This window comes from Streptomyces sp. NPDC102467, assembly GCF_044765445.1.
Taxonomy (GTDB): Bacteria; Actinomycetota; Actinomycetes; order Streptomycetales; family Streptomycetaceae; genus Streptomyces.
This window is the reverse complement of sequence record NZ_JBIWKA010000006.1, coordinates 1-14,353: the sequence shown is the minus strand read 5'-3', so window position 1 is coordinate 14,353 and position 14,353 is coordinate 1. Positions and strand designations below refer to the sequence as shown.

The following is a 14,353-nucleotide window of genomic DNA, read 5'->3' as shown; positions in this document are numbered from 1 at the left end:
TCACTGGGCTTCCTGGTCGTTCTTCAGTTTGGAGACTCGGTGATACCGAGGCGGAATGAAGATGTTCAGGGAACGGGCTACGCCCGCATTAGGGTTGACGGCACCGTGACCCTCCTGACTCGCGCAGAAGTAGGTGCCACCGAAGGCCAGTTCGTGACTCGTCTCCTCGACCGTCATTTCGTAGCGCCCTTCTAGGCATATCCCGATCTGCTCATGAGAGTGCTTGTGGTATGGCATTTCGCCGCCGCTGGGGATATCGGCGAGCATGAGCTCGATCCAGTTATTCACGAAAAACGTGACATCCATCCCGACGAACTTGCGGGACTCGTACGGCTCAAGGAAGTATCCACTCGGAGCGGGCTGAGGACCCCCCTGCTGGTCGCGCCTGATTTCGAGTGCGACGACTTCTTCAGGGGAAGTATTCGCAATCGAGAGGTCCACTCCGGGAGGGGCGACATAGACGTCACACTCGGCCGTCATTGATTTCGTCACACCTCCGACAGTCACGGAGAGCTCGCCCTTAACGACCATCCCTACCCGGGCCTCATCGCCGGCGGAGACCGCGAAGGAGCCATGCGGCGGGATACGAATGACGGTCACTTCGGTGTCTTTGCGGCGGTAGGACTCGAATCGAGCGCCTTCGTCGTTCAGCGCGATATCGGGATCCGGGAAGTAGATCTGTTCATTTGCCTGCGTGGTCAATTTGGTTCATCCTCCAGGAGAAAGTTCATGGCGAGGAGGAGGCGGGCCTGACACCGGAGGCGGCCGTCTCCCGAGTGGCCTTCAGCTCTTGCTGTAGAGAGTCCCGTCCGCCCACACGTGTTCGGTCCGACCCCACTTCATCGCCGAAGCGGCGTCCGGGAAGAAGCTCCTGCCGTTCAGGTTCGCGCTGGTGTTGCAGAGCACCGGGACCCCGCTGAGCGTGTGGTAGGCGCGAAGCAGATCGGTGAGTACCGGGTCTTCGTCCACGCTGACGGTCTGAAGGCGGGCGGTGCCGTCGAGGTGTATAGCGGCCGGCACTCGCTCCACCCAGTCCGGGCGGATGTCATGGTCGAAGAGCATGTACGGGTCCGGCGTTCCGGGGTCGAAGATCTCCTCGGCGTGCTCAACGAGGCAGATCGGCGCCACTGGACGGTAGTACTCCCGGTCCTTGATCTCGTTCAGCAGGTCCTTGGCCGCGGGGTCGGTGGCCGTGCTGAGGATGCTGCGTGCGCCGAGCGCCCGGGGGCCAAGTTCCGCGTTCCCACGCAGGAAGACCAGCGGCTTGCCGGTCTCGTGCAGGATTTTGGCGACCTCATCGACCGTGCAGTCGCGAGCGGTCCAACCCTCCGGGACATCAGGGGTGGCAACCAGGGCGGGCCCGGTACGGGCGTTCCACTGAACAGCGGACACTCCCTTGAGGTGTGCGTACGCGGCGCAGGCGGTGCCGATAGCAGAGCCCGAGTCGTCGGGGAACGGCGGCACCCAGACGTCCCTGAAGAGCGGGTGGGCCCGCAGCGCGCTGTTCCACTTGATGTTCAGCGCGCAACCACCGGCGAACGCGAGGTTCCAGGGGCCGTCCCCCTTCCAGCGACGGATCTTCTCGACGATCCGCTCAACCAGGAGGTCCTCCATGAACTGGTGCATGCTGGCGAGGACATCCTCGTCGGAGACACCGAGCGTGCCGATCTGCTCAGCCGCGTCACGGAGGTATCCGTGGACGTACCGGTGTGAGGGTTCGCCGTTGCTGCCACAGCCGGTGACCGCGCGGCGGTACTGTGCGACGGCCTCGGTAGGCGCTTCGAAATTCTTTTGGAACGCGTCGCGAAGGGCTTCCTGGATCGCGTCCTTGGGCTGCCCCAGCGCGATATACGCCATCAGCTTTCCGGCCACGGAGAGGTCGTCCACCACCTTGGACCGGTCGCTTGTCTTGCGCGCCCACGGACCGTAGTACTGGGCCGCCATGGCATATGAGTGGCCGATCAGAGGAAAGACCTCGCCGCCATTCTCGACGGTGCCACGTTCGGCATCGACGAAGTACAGCCGGGGGAAGGTTCCACCGTCCCAAACCAGGACGAAGGAGTCCTCACCGCGAGCGGCGAACGGGCTGGAGCAGTAGGCGGCGGCGAAGTGGCTCGACACATGGACGAAGCTGTCGTACGCCATCGACTTTCCGCCGATGGGGATTTCACCTGTGAACCCTGGACGGACCAGGCTGGTCACGATGTCATTCTCACGGTAGGGCGCGACGGTCAAGTCGATCGGACGGCCGTTGTCCAGTACGGAGATCCGGCCGGCTTCCCGTCCGTCCCATCCGTCGAGCGCCCAATGGTCGACATCGGAGACCTTGAAGCCCTGTTCGGCAAGCAGCTCAGGGATCAAGCTGAGGTCGGCGACCGGGCTGTAGCGGGGGTTGTTGGCGAGCTTCTGCACCTCGATGTTGAACAGGAGCTTGTCGTCCTCAAGGAGCGCGATTCCGCCGCTGTGCGTCAGCTTGAGTCCTGCAGTGATCATGGGGTTCTCCTTGCCGAGTGTTGAAAGGAAATCTGGCCGGCTCGGCGTACGGCAGATGAGCTCGGTGCAACGCGCTGGACACGCGGCACTGAGGTTGTTGGAAACCGGCGTAGAACCGGGGTGGGCAAATCTCGGTTCGCCACTCCGCGGATGCCGGATGGTTCTGGTTCTGCGCAAGACAACTGGAGCTGCCTCGGAGCAAGGTCGCAGTCACGTGCAGATGACGCCGGTGACCGTGCAGGGAACGAAAAGGTCAGCTGCTTTCCCCGCATGCGTGAAGGGTGGGAAGGCAGCCGCCGTTCAACTCATGGACTTCCCCACGGCGAACGACGAGGACTACGACGCGCCACCGTGCAGCCAGCCCGTAGGCCCTTCTTGGAGATCCTGCGTCAGGCCCGCAGGTCGCGCCGGACGACGAACGTGTCGCCCACGACGTAACCGTCCAGCCCGTGCTCCTCGCCGTACTGGATCAAGTCGCTCGTCCGGTTGATGAAGCCTCGACCGTTGAAGTTGAGGGAGGTGTTGCACAGGACGCTGTATCCGGTGATGTCGCGGAATTCCGTCAGCAGGCGAGCCATTTGGGGATTCTGCTCCGGCGTCACGGTCTGCGCGCGCGCCGTCCCGTCAACGTGAGTGACGGCCTTGAGGGAATCCGATGTCACCGTGCTGAAGTAGAGCATGTGGGGATCCGGAATCGACCCGCTGAACCAGTTCGCGGCGTCGGACTCCAGAGTGATCGGTGCGATCGGCCGATAGCCTTCTCGCTTTTTGATCCCATTGAGTCGGGTCATCGACTCCTGCGTGAACGGCGCAGCCAGGATCGAGCGGTTACCGAGCGCCCGTGGACCCATCTCCCATCGCCCCTGGGCCCAACCGATCACGTTGCCGGCCGCCAGGAAGGCGGCTACTTCACCGAAGTCCAGCGGCCTGACATCGTAGTCACCGGAAGAGAAGGGGACATCCTCCACAAACTCCTCTCCGGCATAGACATCCCAGGACACCGTGGCAGATCCGGTGTAGTGCAGTTGCGCATCGATGGCCGTGCCCAGCGCGGAGCCGCTGTCGTTCGGGCACGGCGGCACGAACACCTCGGGGAAGAGTCCGCACTCCCGCCAACGGCGGTTCCACTCACAGTTGAGTGCGCACCCGCCCGAAATCAACAGAGGGTAACCCTCCGTGAGTTCAGCCTTCGCGTACTGGAAAAACCGGTCAAATATCGCGTCCGAGAACTTTGCGGCCAGATTCCTGTACTCCTGCGAATCCAGCCCGATGTTGTGGAAGGGACTCCAGGTCATGTCATCCTTGCCGAGATTAAGGATGATCTGTTCCTGCTCCAGGAGGAAGTCGATGAGTTCCTTCTCGTCCTTGTTCAGGCTGGTGTGCTTCGCGAAGCCTGTCAACGCCATCTGCTTGCCGGCGTCCTGGAGCCTGAGCAGGCCCTTGTTCGTCGGGAAACTTGGATCGGCCAGCGCGAACAGGTAGGCGTACTTGTTGCCCGGGTCAGCCATGACATGGCGGAGATGGGTGACCTCGCCCTTTTCGTCGATGAGATAGAACGAGCCGATGTTCCCCTCCCACACCAGGCAGTAGAACGGCTGACCCGCCGGAAAGGACGAAAGGCCGAGCGCGGTCATGATGTGCGATCGCTCGTGTGTGGAGGAAAATATTTTCACATCCTGGCCGAAGAACTTCCCGGCCTCGTCCGAGACCGATCCCGGCCCCACACCGTAGTAGCCGGTACGGGACGGAGGCTCCGTGTTGTGCGTCCCCTTCACCCAACCCCCGACCGCCAGCGCGTCAGGTACCCGACCCAGCTTCTCCGTAGCCCGAAGCAAGACATCAGCGGTCAGGCGATCATAACGAGGGAACGAGTCCTTTTCTGCCTCAAGTGAGAAGAGAAGCTTTCCATCCTCGATCGCGGCAACCGCGCCGTCGTGGCCTTCTTTAAAACCCAGAATCAGCATTCTTCCTACTTCCCAGAGATCTCTTTGTTCGATTCAAGCAAAGCTATGCGGTCGATTTTTCCGTTGTGCGTCACGGGAAACGAGTCCAGCACGACGAACCGGTGAGGCACCATGAATTCGGGCATTTTCTCCACAGCGTAGGAGCGAAGTTCGGCTTCTTCGGACCCGGTATCGCCCTGTTCCGTGCGGACCGCTAGAAAGGCGACCAGTCGCCGATCTTCGGGCTTGTCGCCTGTCGCCACGACGACGGCTCTCTTGACCGCGGGGTGCGCCTCCAGGACGGATTCAACTTCGGTGAATTCGACGCGAACGCCCCGGACCTTTACTTGCCCGTCCACCCGTCCGATGAATTCCAGGGGCCCGTCAGCATGCATCCGCACAAAGTCGCCAGTGCGGTACATGCGCCCGCCGGGCCTCCCGAAGGGGTCGGCAACGAACCGTTCGGCGGTCGTTCCTGGCCTCCCGAGGTAGCCGTTGGCCAATCCCTCACCCGAGGCATAGAGCTCACCGATGTCCCCATCGGCCACTGGCTGCAACTGCTCGTCAAGGACGTACACGTTCTTGCCGGCCATGCTGTGACCAATCGGGACCGACGCTCGCGCCGCACTCTCTGCGGTGACACGGTGTGTGGTCACGAAGACCATGCACTCGACCGGCCCGTAGCCGTTGACGAAACGCAGCACCGGGAAGTCACGGACCAACTGGGCCGCATGCTCGGGAGAAAGTGCCTCACCGCCGACGAGGAGATCCGTCAGTCCCGCCAGTGCCTCCGGATACTCCTCCATGATCACGTGGAAGAGGACGGTCGGGAGATTCATCGTGGTAATGCCGTGGGCGGCCACGAGACGTTCCATCTGGAGAGGGTTGGGCCGCCCCGGATGGAACACACAGGTACCGCCGGTCAACAGCGGGCCCCAGAGCTCCAGAACGAAGGCGTCCCAGGAGATGGGCGCGCACTGGAGCCAAACCGTGTCGGGACCGAACCGCGTATAGGACTGCCCCAGGACGGTCCCGGCCAACGCCCGGTGCGGAGCAGCAACGCCCTTGGGCCGGCCCGTGGATCCGGAGGTGAAGATGATGCAGGCGGTGTCCTCGGACGTGGCGGCGACAGCTCCGCGAGGCAGCGGCCGATCGGTGGCACTGGCCAGGCCGACGAACTCCGCCGAAGAGCCCAGCCTGTTCACGTCCGCCTCGCTGTCGGCGATCACGACGGCGGGCGCCACGTCTTCGACCATGTCACGCAGACGGTGTACAGGGAACTCCGGGTCCAGCATCGCGTAGCCCGCGCCGGCCTTCAGCGTGGCGAGGATGGCAACGACCATCTGCGCCCCGCGCTCCAGATGGATCCCCACTAGGGACCCCCGGCGCACTCCCGCGTCCACGAGAAGCTGCGCCACCCGGTCCGCGCGCGCGTCCAGTTCGCCGTAGGTCAGTTCTTCACCCTGAGAAACAACCGCCAATGCCTCCGGGGCGGCAGCGGCCTGCTCCTCGAAGGTCTTGTGCAGGCACTGTGTCGTCACGCCTGCCTCCGTTCGGCGGCGAATTCGAATCGCTCGTAGGTGTGCAATGTAACCTTCTCGGTTCTACTGGCTAACTAAAGTCTTTTGGGAATTGCGGCTGATGGCAGGAATTGCCCGACTCGGCGCGGCGTGTAATTCGCGCAGGGAAGTTGCGCGATGAAGGACACCTGGTCAGTGTGGTGTAGCGACTACAAGGTCGGCGGATTCATTTGACCGTCTTTCCGTCGCCCGTCCCAGCACCATGTAACCGATGGCCGCCACCGTGCCTATGACACCGCACATGGTCCAGATGGTATTGGCCCCGAACTGATCGATCACATACCCACTGGAGATGGGAGCCACGAGGGCAGCGCCAGAGAAGGCCAGCTGATACATGCCCTGATATCGCCCTCGCGTTGCGGGCGACGATAGATGCGAAACAACATTCATGATCACGGGTGCGAAAATTATCTCACCCAAAGTCCAGATGGCCACTGCTGAGAAATAGAACGGCAGCGAACTGGCGCCCGTTATGACGGTGAGGCCAAATCCGCACAGTAGCGCCGAGGCTGCAAGGACCCGCCTCGGGCTTACGGACTTTACTACCCGGGGCAGGAAAGCCTGAAGTAGGACGATCATGAATCCGTTCAGGCTTATTACACTTCCGTAGTCGGCGCTCGAGAAACCATCCAGAGTCATGGAGATTGGCAATGAGGTAGCAGCCTGCTGAAACAACAAGGCCATCAGGAACGTCATTGCCACGATCCCCATGAAAATCCAGTCCCGGCATACGGAGGCATATCCGGCAAGGAAACCGGAATCCCGTGTATTTTCACGGCTCCGCTTCCTGCTTGTTTCTGGCACCCGTACGTACACGAGGATTGCACAGACAAGTGTGGCCGTGGCCTCGGCCATGAAGAGGAGAAGGTATCCGTGCTCGGCGACCACACCCACGATCGCTGCGGAAGCGCCGAACCCCAGATTCCCCGCCCAATAGTTCAGCGAAAATGCCTTCTGTCGTTCGGAGCCTTCCACAAGGTCTGCGATCGTCGCACCGATTGCTGGGCGCGACGCTGCGCCCGATACCCCCACCACGAATGCCATGGCCGCAATCGCTGTGGCGCTGTCGGCGAACCCGAGCAGCAGAGTGGAGATGCCGGTCGTCAACTGAGCGACCAGGATGGTGCGCGTACGCCCGATGCGATCGGCCAAAAACCCGCCGAGAATCGAGGAGATGACGGCCCCGCCGCCGTACAGGGATACCACAAAGCCGGTGAAGCTCGCGGAGTAGCCCAGGCCGTTCGTGAGGTAGAGCGCAAGAAAGACTCCGACAAAGCCGCCGAGGCTATTGATGAGTGTGGCTGTCCACAGCCACCAAAAGGCTCTGGGGAGGCTGGAAAAGGAATCCTTGGCGAAGCGCTTCATGGGTGTACGTCACATTTCTCTGAACCACGGAAGAATGAACCGACATGAGGTTCGGGTTCGTGGCAGGGGAGCGCTCCAGCGGTTGCGCCTGACTTGAGGGAATCCAATGGGTCGAACGTGGCTACTTGGCCATCGTGTGCGCGAGACTGGCCGGCCTCATATCCGTCCACGTCTCGCCCACGAATGCAAGGCACTCGTCACGGGACAACGGGCCGAGTGCGATGGACCAGCCTTCGGGGACCGGTACGAATGAAGGCCACAGCGAGTACTGCTTCTCGCCGTTGATCAGTGCATAGTACTGGCCGTCCGGGTTCTCGAACGGGTTCGTCATGGTGTGCTCCTGTGCATTGAGAAAAATCGAATGAGATGTGCTGGGGATGCCGTCGTGGCTCGTGCCTGTCAGACGACTCCATCGTGGTGCTCTGCTGAGATTTCCGAGATCCCTTTATCGGATTCCGAGCTCAGCGAGTACGAGAGAGAGCTCTTCGATAATGATTGACGCAGGACCGGGCGCCAGCGTCTCTCTGTGCAGGCAGTCCAGTTCGCGAAGAACGGTGTCGGGCGCACCACGCTTCCACATCGCTTCCTTCGCAGCCGCGGATGGCGTGGTCGGGTCGGCAACGGCTGCGAAGTAGTGGAGTCGGCCCCGGTATTGCGAGGGCTGGTAAGAGACCGACAGATCAATGCTGTTGGCACTCACGTCGACCAGTCGATTGAGCATGCGTTCGCTCAACCCGTGCAAGGGGCCCTCCGCGTTGTACACGGTGGCGATGGTCTGCGCGCGATCCCGCACGCGAGTGGGCGGGTAGGGCGCATCGGGCAGACCCTCGCGCAACAGGATGCGCAGCGACTCCTGTTCGATGGTCTCGGCCTGCCCGGGGTCGGGCTCACCATCGGACGCGAGCTGCAGCGCGTCCAGCAGACCGAGGAAGGCCACCGTTTCGCCCTGCTGCTCCAGCTGCACAGCCACCTCGTAGGCGACAAGCCCGCCGAAGGACCGGCCCATCAGCAGATAGGGGCCGTGAGGCTGGACCGTCCGGATGCGTCGTACGTGATGCGCGGCGATGGCATCAACGCTTGGTGCCAGCTCGTCCTCATCGGTGATCGCGGGGTCCTGCAGGGCGTAGACCGGCCGCTCTGGCAGGAGTGGCAGCAGCGCGGTGAACCCCCAGCTGAGTCCCATGGCCGGGGCGGCGCAGAAGACCGGGGTGCGGTCCCCCTGGGAGCGAAGGCCGAACAGCGAGCCCAGGTAGTCGTCATGCTGGCCCACCGGAGCCGGCGAGTGCCGCCCTTCTCCTGCTGCGAACAGCGCCGCCAGCCCGCTCACCGTGGGGTACTGGAACAGTTCACGAATGCCCCACGCGACGCCGAGCCTCGCACGCGCTCGGGACATCAGCCGGATGGCGAGCAGCGAATGGCCACCGAGATCGAAGAAGTCGTCGTCGATCCCGACCGACTCCAGTCCGAGCACATCTGCGAACAGGCGGCACAGCAGCGCCTCCTGTGCGTTTCGCGGCGCACGCCCGGTGCGGCGACGATCCGGCGAAGGGAGAGGAAGAGCCTCGCGGTCCACTTTCCCGTTCGGTGTGAGCGGGAATTCTTCGAGCGGTACGACTGCGGCCGGCACCATGTACTCCGGCACCGTCTGACCGCAGTACTCGCGCAGCGCGCGGCCGTCCACCACATCCGTTCCGCCCGCAGGGATCACGTAGGCAACAATGCGTTTGTCGCCCGGCTGGTCCTCTCGCACCACCGCCACCGAACGAGCGATGGTGCTGTGGCCGGTCAGAACCGCTTCGATCTCGCCGAGCTCGATCCTGAAACCACGCACCTTGACCTGGTGGTCGGCCCGGCCGATGAACTCCAACTCACCTTCGTGACTCCAGCGCGCCAAGTCTCCCGAGCGATACATCCGCGAGCCCGGTGGCCCGAACGGATCCGCGACGAATCGCTGAGCCGTGGCCCGCGGACCATTCACGTAGCCACGGGCCACCCCGGCTCCCGCTATGTACAACTCGCCTGCCACTCCCACCGGCGACGGCTGCAGGAAGGCATCGAGGACATAGACCTTCGCGTTGGGAATGGGCCGACCGATCGGGGGCATCCGTGACCCGGCGGACACGTGGCTGGTGGTTGTCCAGATGGTCGTCTCGGTTGGCCCGTAGACGTTCAGGACGGAATCGCACATTTCGCGCAGCTGGCGGCCGAGCAGATCGGGCAGTGCCTCTCCGCCCACCAAAGCCTTGACCTCCTGCTCCCATCGGACTCGGCTGTCCACAAGCGACTGCCACCATGGCGGAGTCCCCTGGACGAAGGTGATGTGCGTCTTGTCGATGAGCGACGCCACGGCCTCCGGGTCCTTCGCGTCCTCCCTGGTCGCCATCACCATTGCAGCTCCCGTGAGCAACGGCAGATACATCTCCAGAGCCGATGTGTCGAACGAGACGCTGGAAATCGCGAGGAACCGGTCGTCGGGCAGCAGGCCGAGCTTTTGTTGCATGGACCTGAGAGAGCTGAGGAGGGATCCGTTCGGGGTGAGTACGCCCTTGGGTATCCCCGTCGAACCGGAGGTGTATATCGCGTAAACGGGGTTCAGCTGGCGGTTGACGTGCGAACCGTAGTCCCGATCGGGATTTTCTGACGGGAGTCTGTCGAGTTCCTCAGCGAAAGCAGGGGTGTCGATGTCGACCCTGACAGCTTCTGTTGTCGAGTCGGGAACGAAGGAGCCACCGGCGCTCTCACAGCATAGGACCAGGCTCGGCTGGGCGTCGCCGAGGATGAAGTTGATGCGATCCGCGGGGTAATCCGTGTCGATCGGGAGATAGGCTCCCCCCGCTTTCACGATGCCCAGGACGGCGACCACCATCTCGACGGACCGCGGGACTGCCATCCCCACCAGCTGCTCGGGGCCGACCCCCTGCCCCATCAGGTAGTGGGCCAACCGGTTCGCGCGCCTGTTCAAATCCGCGTAGCTGACCTTGTGGTCCTGGAACACCAACGCGACGGCATCCGGGGTCCGGGCGGCCTGTGCCTCGAACAGCTCGGCCAGAGACTGCTCCGGAACCTCGCATGCGGAGCCGTTCGGCTCCACCATGAGCCGGTGCCGTTCCTCGGCCGAGAGGATGTCGACCTGCCCCAGGGGCAGGTCTGCGTCCGCGGCAACTTCTTCGAGGAAGCGTACGAGTCTCGCCGCGATGAGTTCTGCCGACTGACGGTCGAACAGATCTGTGGCATAGCTGAGCAGCCCGCTCAGGTCACCATCGGCATCGCTGAAGGAGAAACTGAGGTCGAACTTCTCCGCCCCGAGCCGCACCGGCAGCTCAGTCACCCGCACTCCAGGGAGACTCCAGGCGGCCTGGGAGTTGTTGTCGAATGCCAGCATGACCTGGAACAGGGGATGACGAGCCATGGAGCGCTTCGGGTTGAGCGCCTCGACGAGTTTCTCGAAGGGAAGGTCCTGGTGTGAGTACGCCGCCACGTCGACGTTCTTCACCCGCCGCAGCAGCTCACGGAAGCTCGGATCCCCTGAGGTGTCGGTGCGCAGCACCAACGTGTTGACAAAGAATCCGACCAAGTCGTCCAGAGCCTCGTCCGTGCGCCCTGCGACGGCCGAGCCGATGGGGATGTCCGTACCCGCCCCGAGTCGCGTCAGCAGACCGGAGAGTGCCGCCTGCACCACCATGAACAGGGTGGACTGAGTTTCGCGGGCCAGCTCCATGAGCCGGCCGCGCAGTTTTGTCCCGCACTGGAAGGTAACGGCATCGCCTTGGTGGCTCGCCACCGCCGGACGCGGACGAACTGTGGGCAGCTCCAGCACGTCCGGCGCACCGTCCAGCGTCCGGGTCCAGTGGGCGAGTTGGCGGTAGCAGACACTTTCCGGGTCCTCGGCGTCCCCCAGGACGTCCTGTTGCCAGAGTGTGTAATCCACGTACTGCGTCGGCAGCGCATCCCATGACGGGGTGTGTCCGGCGCACCTTGCCTCGTACGCAGTCAGGAGATCCTGCGCGAGCGGTCCCATGGACCAGCCGTCACAGGCGATGTGGTGCATCACCAGAACGAGCACGCAATCGTCCGGTTGTACGACGAAGAGGGAGGCGCGGAGCGGTATTTCCGTCCCCAGGTCGAAGGCCTTCTGTGCTGCCCGGGCGACCTGCTCCTCCAGCTCCGTCTCCGCGACGCTCCGGACATCGAACTCGATCTGGACCGAACCGGTCTCCAGGACCTGCTGGTACGGCTCGCCGTCCACCTCGGGAAAGACAGTCCGAAGCGACTCATGTCGACAGACCACGTCATTGAGGGCTTCGCGCAACGCGACCACGTTCAATGCACCCGACAACCGAAATGCTGCCGGCAGGTTGTACGCAGAGCTGGGCCCGTTCAGGCCGTCCAGAAGCCAAAGGCGGCGCTGCGCGAACGACAGGGGGTGCATATGCATTCTCACTTCCGGGGCATGCGGCGCAGTGCCGGTCGAGCCTTCTCCGCAACGCCTACAATTTCCGCGATCTCGGATACGCGAGGAGAATCAAAGATAGTGGCGAGCGGTATTTCTACACCAAGGGCGGCACGGATACTGCTGACCAGACGGGTGGCAAGGAGCGAGTGGCCTCCCAGCTCGAAGAACCCCTCATCGACCCCGACCTCGTCCAATCCCAGGACCTCGGCGAACAGGCCGCACAGCGTCTCCTCCATGGGAGTTCGCGCCGACTGGCGAGAGATCGACCGACGCGACTCCGGAGCCGGCAGCGCCGTGCGGTCCAGCTTCCCGTTCGACGTCAGTGGGAACTCGTCCAGTACCACGACAGCCGAGGGGACCATGTATTCGGGCAGGAATTCCTGCACGCGGCGGATCAGCGTTTCTGTGTTCACGACATCCGGTCGCGAGGAGTTCGGTACGTTGAAGAATTTCTCTGAACCGGATCCGGTACCCTCCTCGGCATCGCTACGCGCGACACCATCGATGTCGTCGAAGTCTTCAGGGGCGAGGAGCAGGTCGAAGGCATAGGGGGATTCCCGCGACCAGTCGATGGAGGCACGAAGACCGATGCTCTTGGCGGCATCGCAGATCAACGCCGGATCGATGGCCTCTGCAGCCCACACGTCAGGTGCGCTCTCGCTCTCCAGCGCGAGCAGCATGCGACGATCAGCCACGAGCCTGGCACTCGGCAGGCCCGTCAGACGGAGGGCGCCCGGTCGGTCATGCGCGAGCAATTTAGCCGCCTCTGTGAGGCTGTGAATGTCGCTGCCCCAGGCAAGCATACGGACCTCGCGTGGCGCCGGCTCCCTGCCGCCTGCCTTGCGTAGCGCGACGTCGTATCGGTAGAGCGAGAGTTCGTTCTTTGCGTCCAGTTCCTTGAGCATCACGCGATGAGCCGATATCGCACCGATTTCATCAGTGAATGCAGAGAAGAAGTCATGGCTTACGAGAAGTTCCTGTTCCATTTCCATGCTGCGCTTCATTGCCGCAGCATGCTCGGTGCTTCCCGGGCCCGTCTCGATTCCCCTCATGGAAATCGCCGCATGGAAGCATTCGAGCAGTTCCAGGTTCCGCACGTCACCGACGAACACGGTCCCGCCCGGCGCCAGGTGCTCAACGGCCCTGAGGAGTACCCGCTTCAGGTACTCACCGCTCGGGAAGTACTGGATCACAGAGTTGATGACAATGACGTCGAAGAATCCCTGGGGAACGCCGTCGAAGTCGTGCGCAGGACGGTTGAGCAAGCGGACTCTGCCGGAAAGACCCGGCTCCTCTTCCACGCGTCGGCTCAGGCGATCGATGACCTCAGCCGAAAGGTCCGCGCCCCAATAGGACTCGCAGTGCGGAGCTACCTTCGACAGGATGAGGCCGCTGCCGACGCCGATCTCGAACACCCGCTTCGGATTGAGCTTCAGGACACGGCTCACGGTCTCGCCGCGCCACTGCTCCATCTGCTCGATAGGGATCCGCCGGCCGTCATAGCTGCTCGCCCAGCCGGCGAAGTCGTCCTCGGCCGCCGCGTCGCTTCTGTAGTGCCGATCCTGGATCGCCTGCCACTCGGCGACCCGTTGGGCATCGGAGAGCTCGTCCGGCTGGTCGTTGGCGGCTGCTGGGATCACGTAGGCGGCGATGCGCTTGTCGCCGGGCTGGTCCTCGCGCACGGTGACCACGGCGCGGGCGACTGATGCGTGGCTGGTGAGGACCGCTTCGATCTCGCCGGGCTCGATCCGGAAGCCACGCACCTTGACTTGGTGGTCAGCCCTTCCGACGTACTCCAACTCGCCGTTGTCCGTCCAGCGCACGAGGTCGCCCGAGCGGTACATCCGTGTCCCGGCGGGGCCGAACGGATTGGCCACGAACCGCTCCGCCGTCGTTGCCGGCCTTCCCAGGTAGCCCCGCGCCAGCCCCGGGCCCGCGATGTACAGCTCACCGGCCACCCCCGCAGGAACCGGCTGCAGCCCTTCGTCCAACACATAGACGTGTGCGTTGAGATTCGGGCGACCGATCGGTGGTACACGGCCGCTCACCAAAGGCCCGCTCATGGTGGCGCAGACGGTGAACTCTGTCGGCCCATAAGCATTGATCATGATGCGGCCGGGTGCCCAGAGGCGGATCAGTTCTTCGGAAAGCGCCTCACCCGCAACCATCAGTGTGTGCACACTCGACAGGGCGTCTGGTGACAGGACGCTCAGTACCGCAGGCGGCAACTCCAGGTGAGAGATGCGTTGTTCGGCGACCAGACGCTCGAGCTCGGGACCGGGCAGGAGCCTTTCGGCGGGAGCCATGACCAGGGTTGCACCAGCTCCGAGCGTCATGAGTACGTCTGGGACATGCATGTCGAAACTCGGCGAGGAGAACTGCAGCAGCCGACTACCGGCAACCATGGTCTTCGCCGCCTGAATGTATTGGCCGGCGAGGCTGGGCACTCCTGAGTGTGTGACGACCACGCCTTTGGGGCGGCCGGTTGATCCGGATGTGTAGATCACGTATGCGGGGTG

The 14,353-nt window shown here is 63.3% G+C and carries 8 protein-coding genes; all 8 read right to left on the bottom strand.

Annotation, left to right across the window (positions count from 1 at the left end; translation table 11 throughout):
* Entirely contained in the window at positions 1-702 is a 702-nt protein-coding gene (locus ACIREE_RS13390) for a cupin domain-containing protein (protein ID WP_404150528.1), read from the bottom strand.
* Positions 703-783: 81 nt separating this feature from the next.
* The gene (locus ACIREE_RS13385; protein WP_404150526.1) at positions 784-2,670 is read right to left on the bottom strand and encodes a carbamoyltransferase N-terminal domain-containing protein; all 1,887 of its coding nucleotides are present in this window, start codon (positions 2,668-2,670) and stop codon (positions 784-786) included.
* 212 nt (positions 2,671-2,882) lie between these two features.
* Complete coding sequence (locus ACIREE_RS13380) at positions 2,883-4,457, bottom strand: carbamoyltransferase C-terminal domain-containing protein (RefSeq protein WP_404150525.1); 1,575 nt, start codon at positions 4,455-4,457, stop codon at positions 2,883-2,885.
* 5 nt (positions 4,458-4,462) lie between these two features.
* Positions 4,463-5,977, bottom strand: coding sequence for an amino acid adenylation domain-containing protein (locus tag ACIREE_RS13375; RefSeq protein ID WP_404150523.1), 1,515 nt, complete (start codon positions 5,975-5,977; stop codon positions 4,463-4,465).
* A 171-nt stretch (positions 5,978-6,148) separates the two neighbouring features.
* Entirely contained in the window at positions 6,149-7,381 is a 1,233-nt protein-coding gene (locus ACIREE_RS13370; protein WP_404150522.1) for an MDR family MFS transporter, read from the bottom strand.
* Positions 7,382-7,502: 121 nt separating this feature from the next.
* Positions 7,503-7,712, bottom strand: coding sequence for an MbtH family protein (locus tag ACIREE_RS13365; RefSeq protein WP_404150520.1), 210 nt, complete (start codon positions 7,710-7,712; stop codon positions 7,503-7,505).
* 114 nt (positions 7,713-7,826) lie between these two features.
* Positions 7,827-11,810: an amino acid adenylation domain-containing protein gene (locus tag ACIREE_RS13360; protein ID WP_404150518.1), complete on the bottom strand. Its 3,984-nt coding sequence runs from the start codon at positions 11,808-11,810 to the stop codon at positions 7,827-7,829.
* Positions 11,811-11,818: 8 nt separating this feature from the next.
* Positions 11,819-14,341 (bottom strand): AMP-binding protein, encoded by a 2,523-nt coding sequence (locus ACIREE_RS13355; RefSeq protein ID WP_404150516.1) that lies wholly within the window; start codon positions 14,339-14,341, stop codon positions 11,819-11,821.
* Positions 14,342-14,353: the final 12 nt, after the last annotated feature.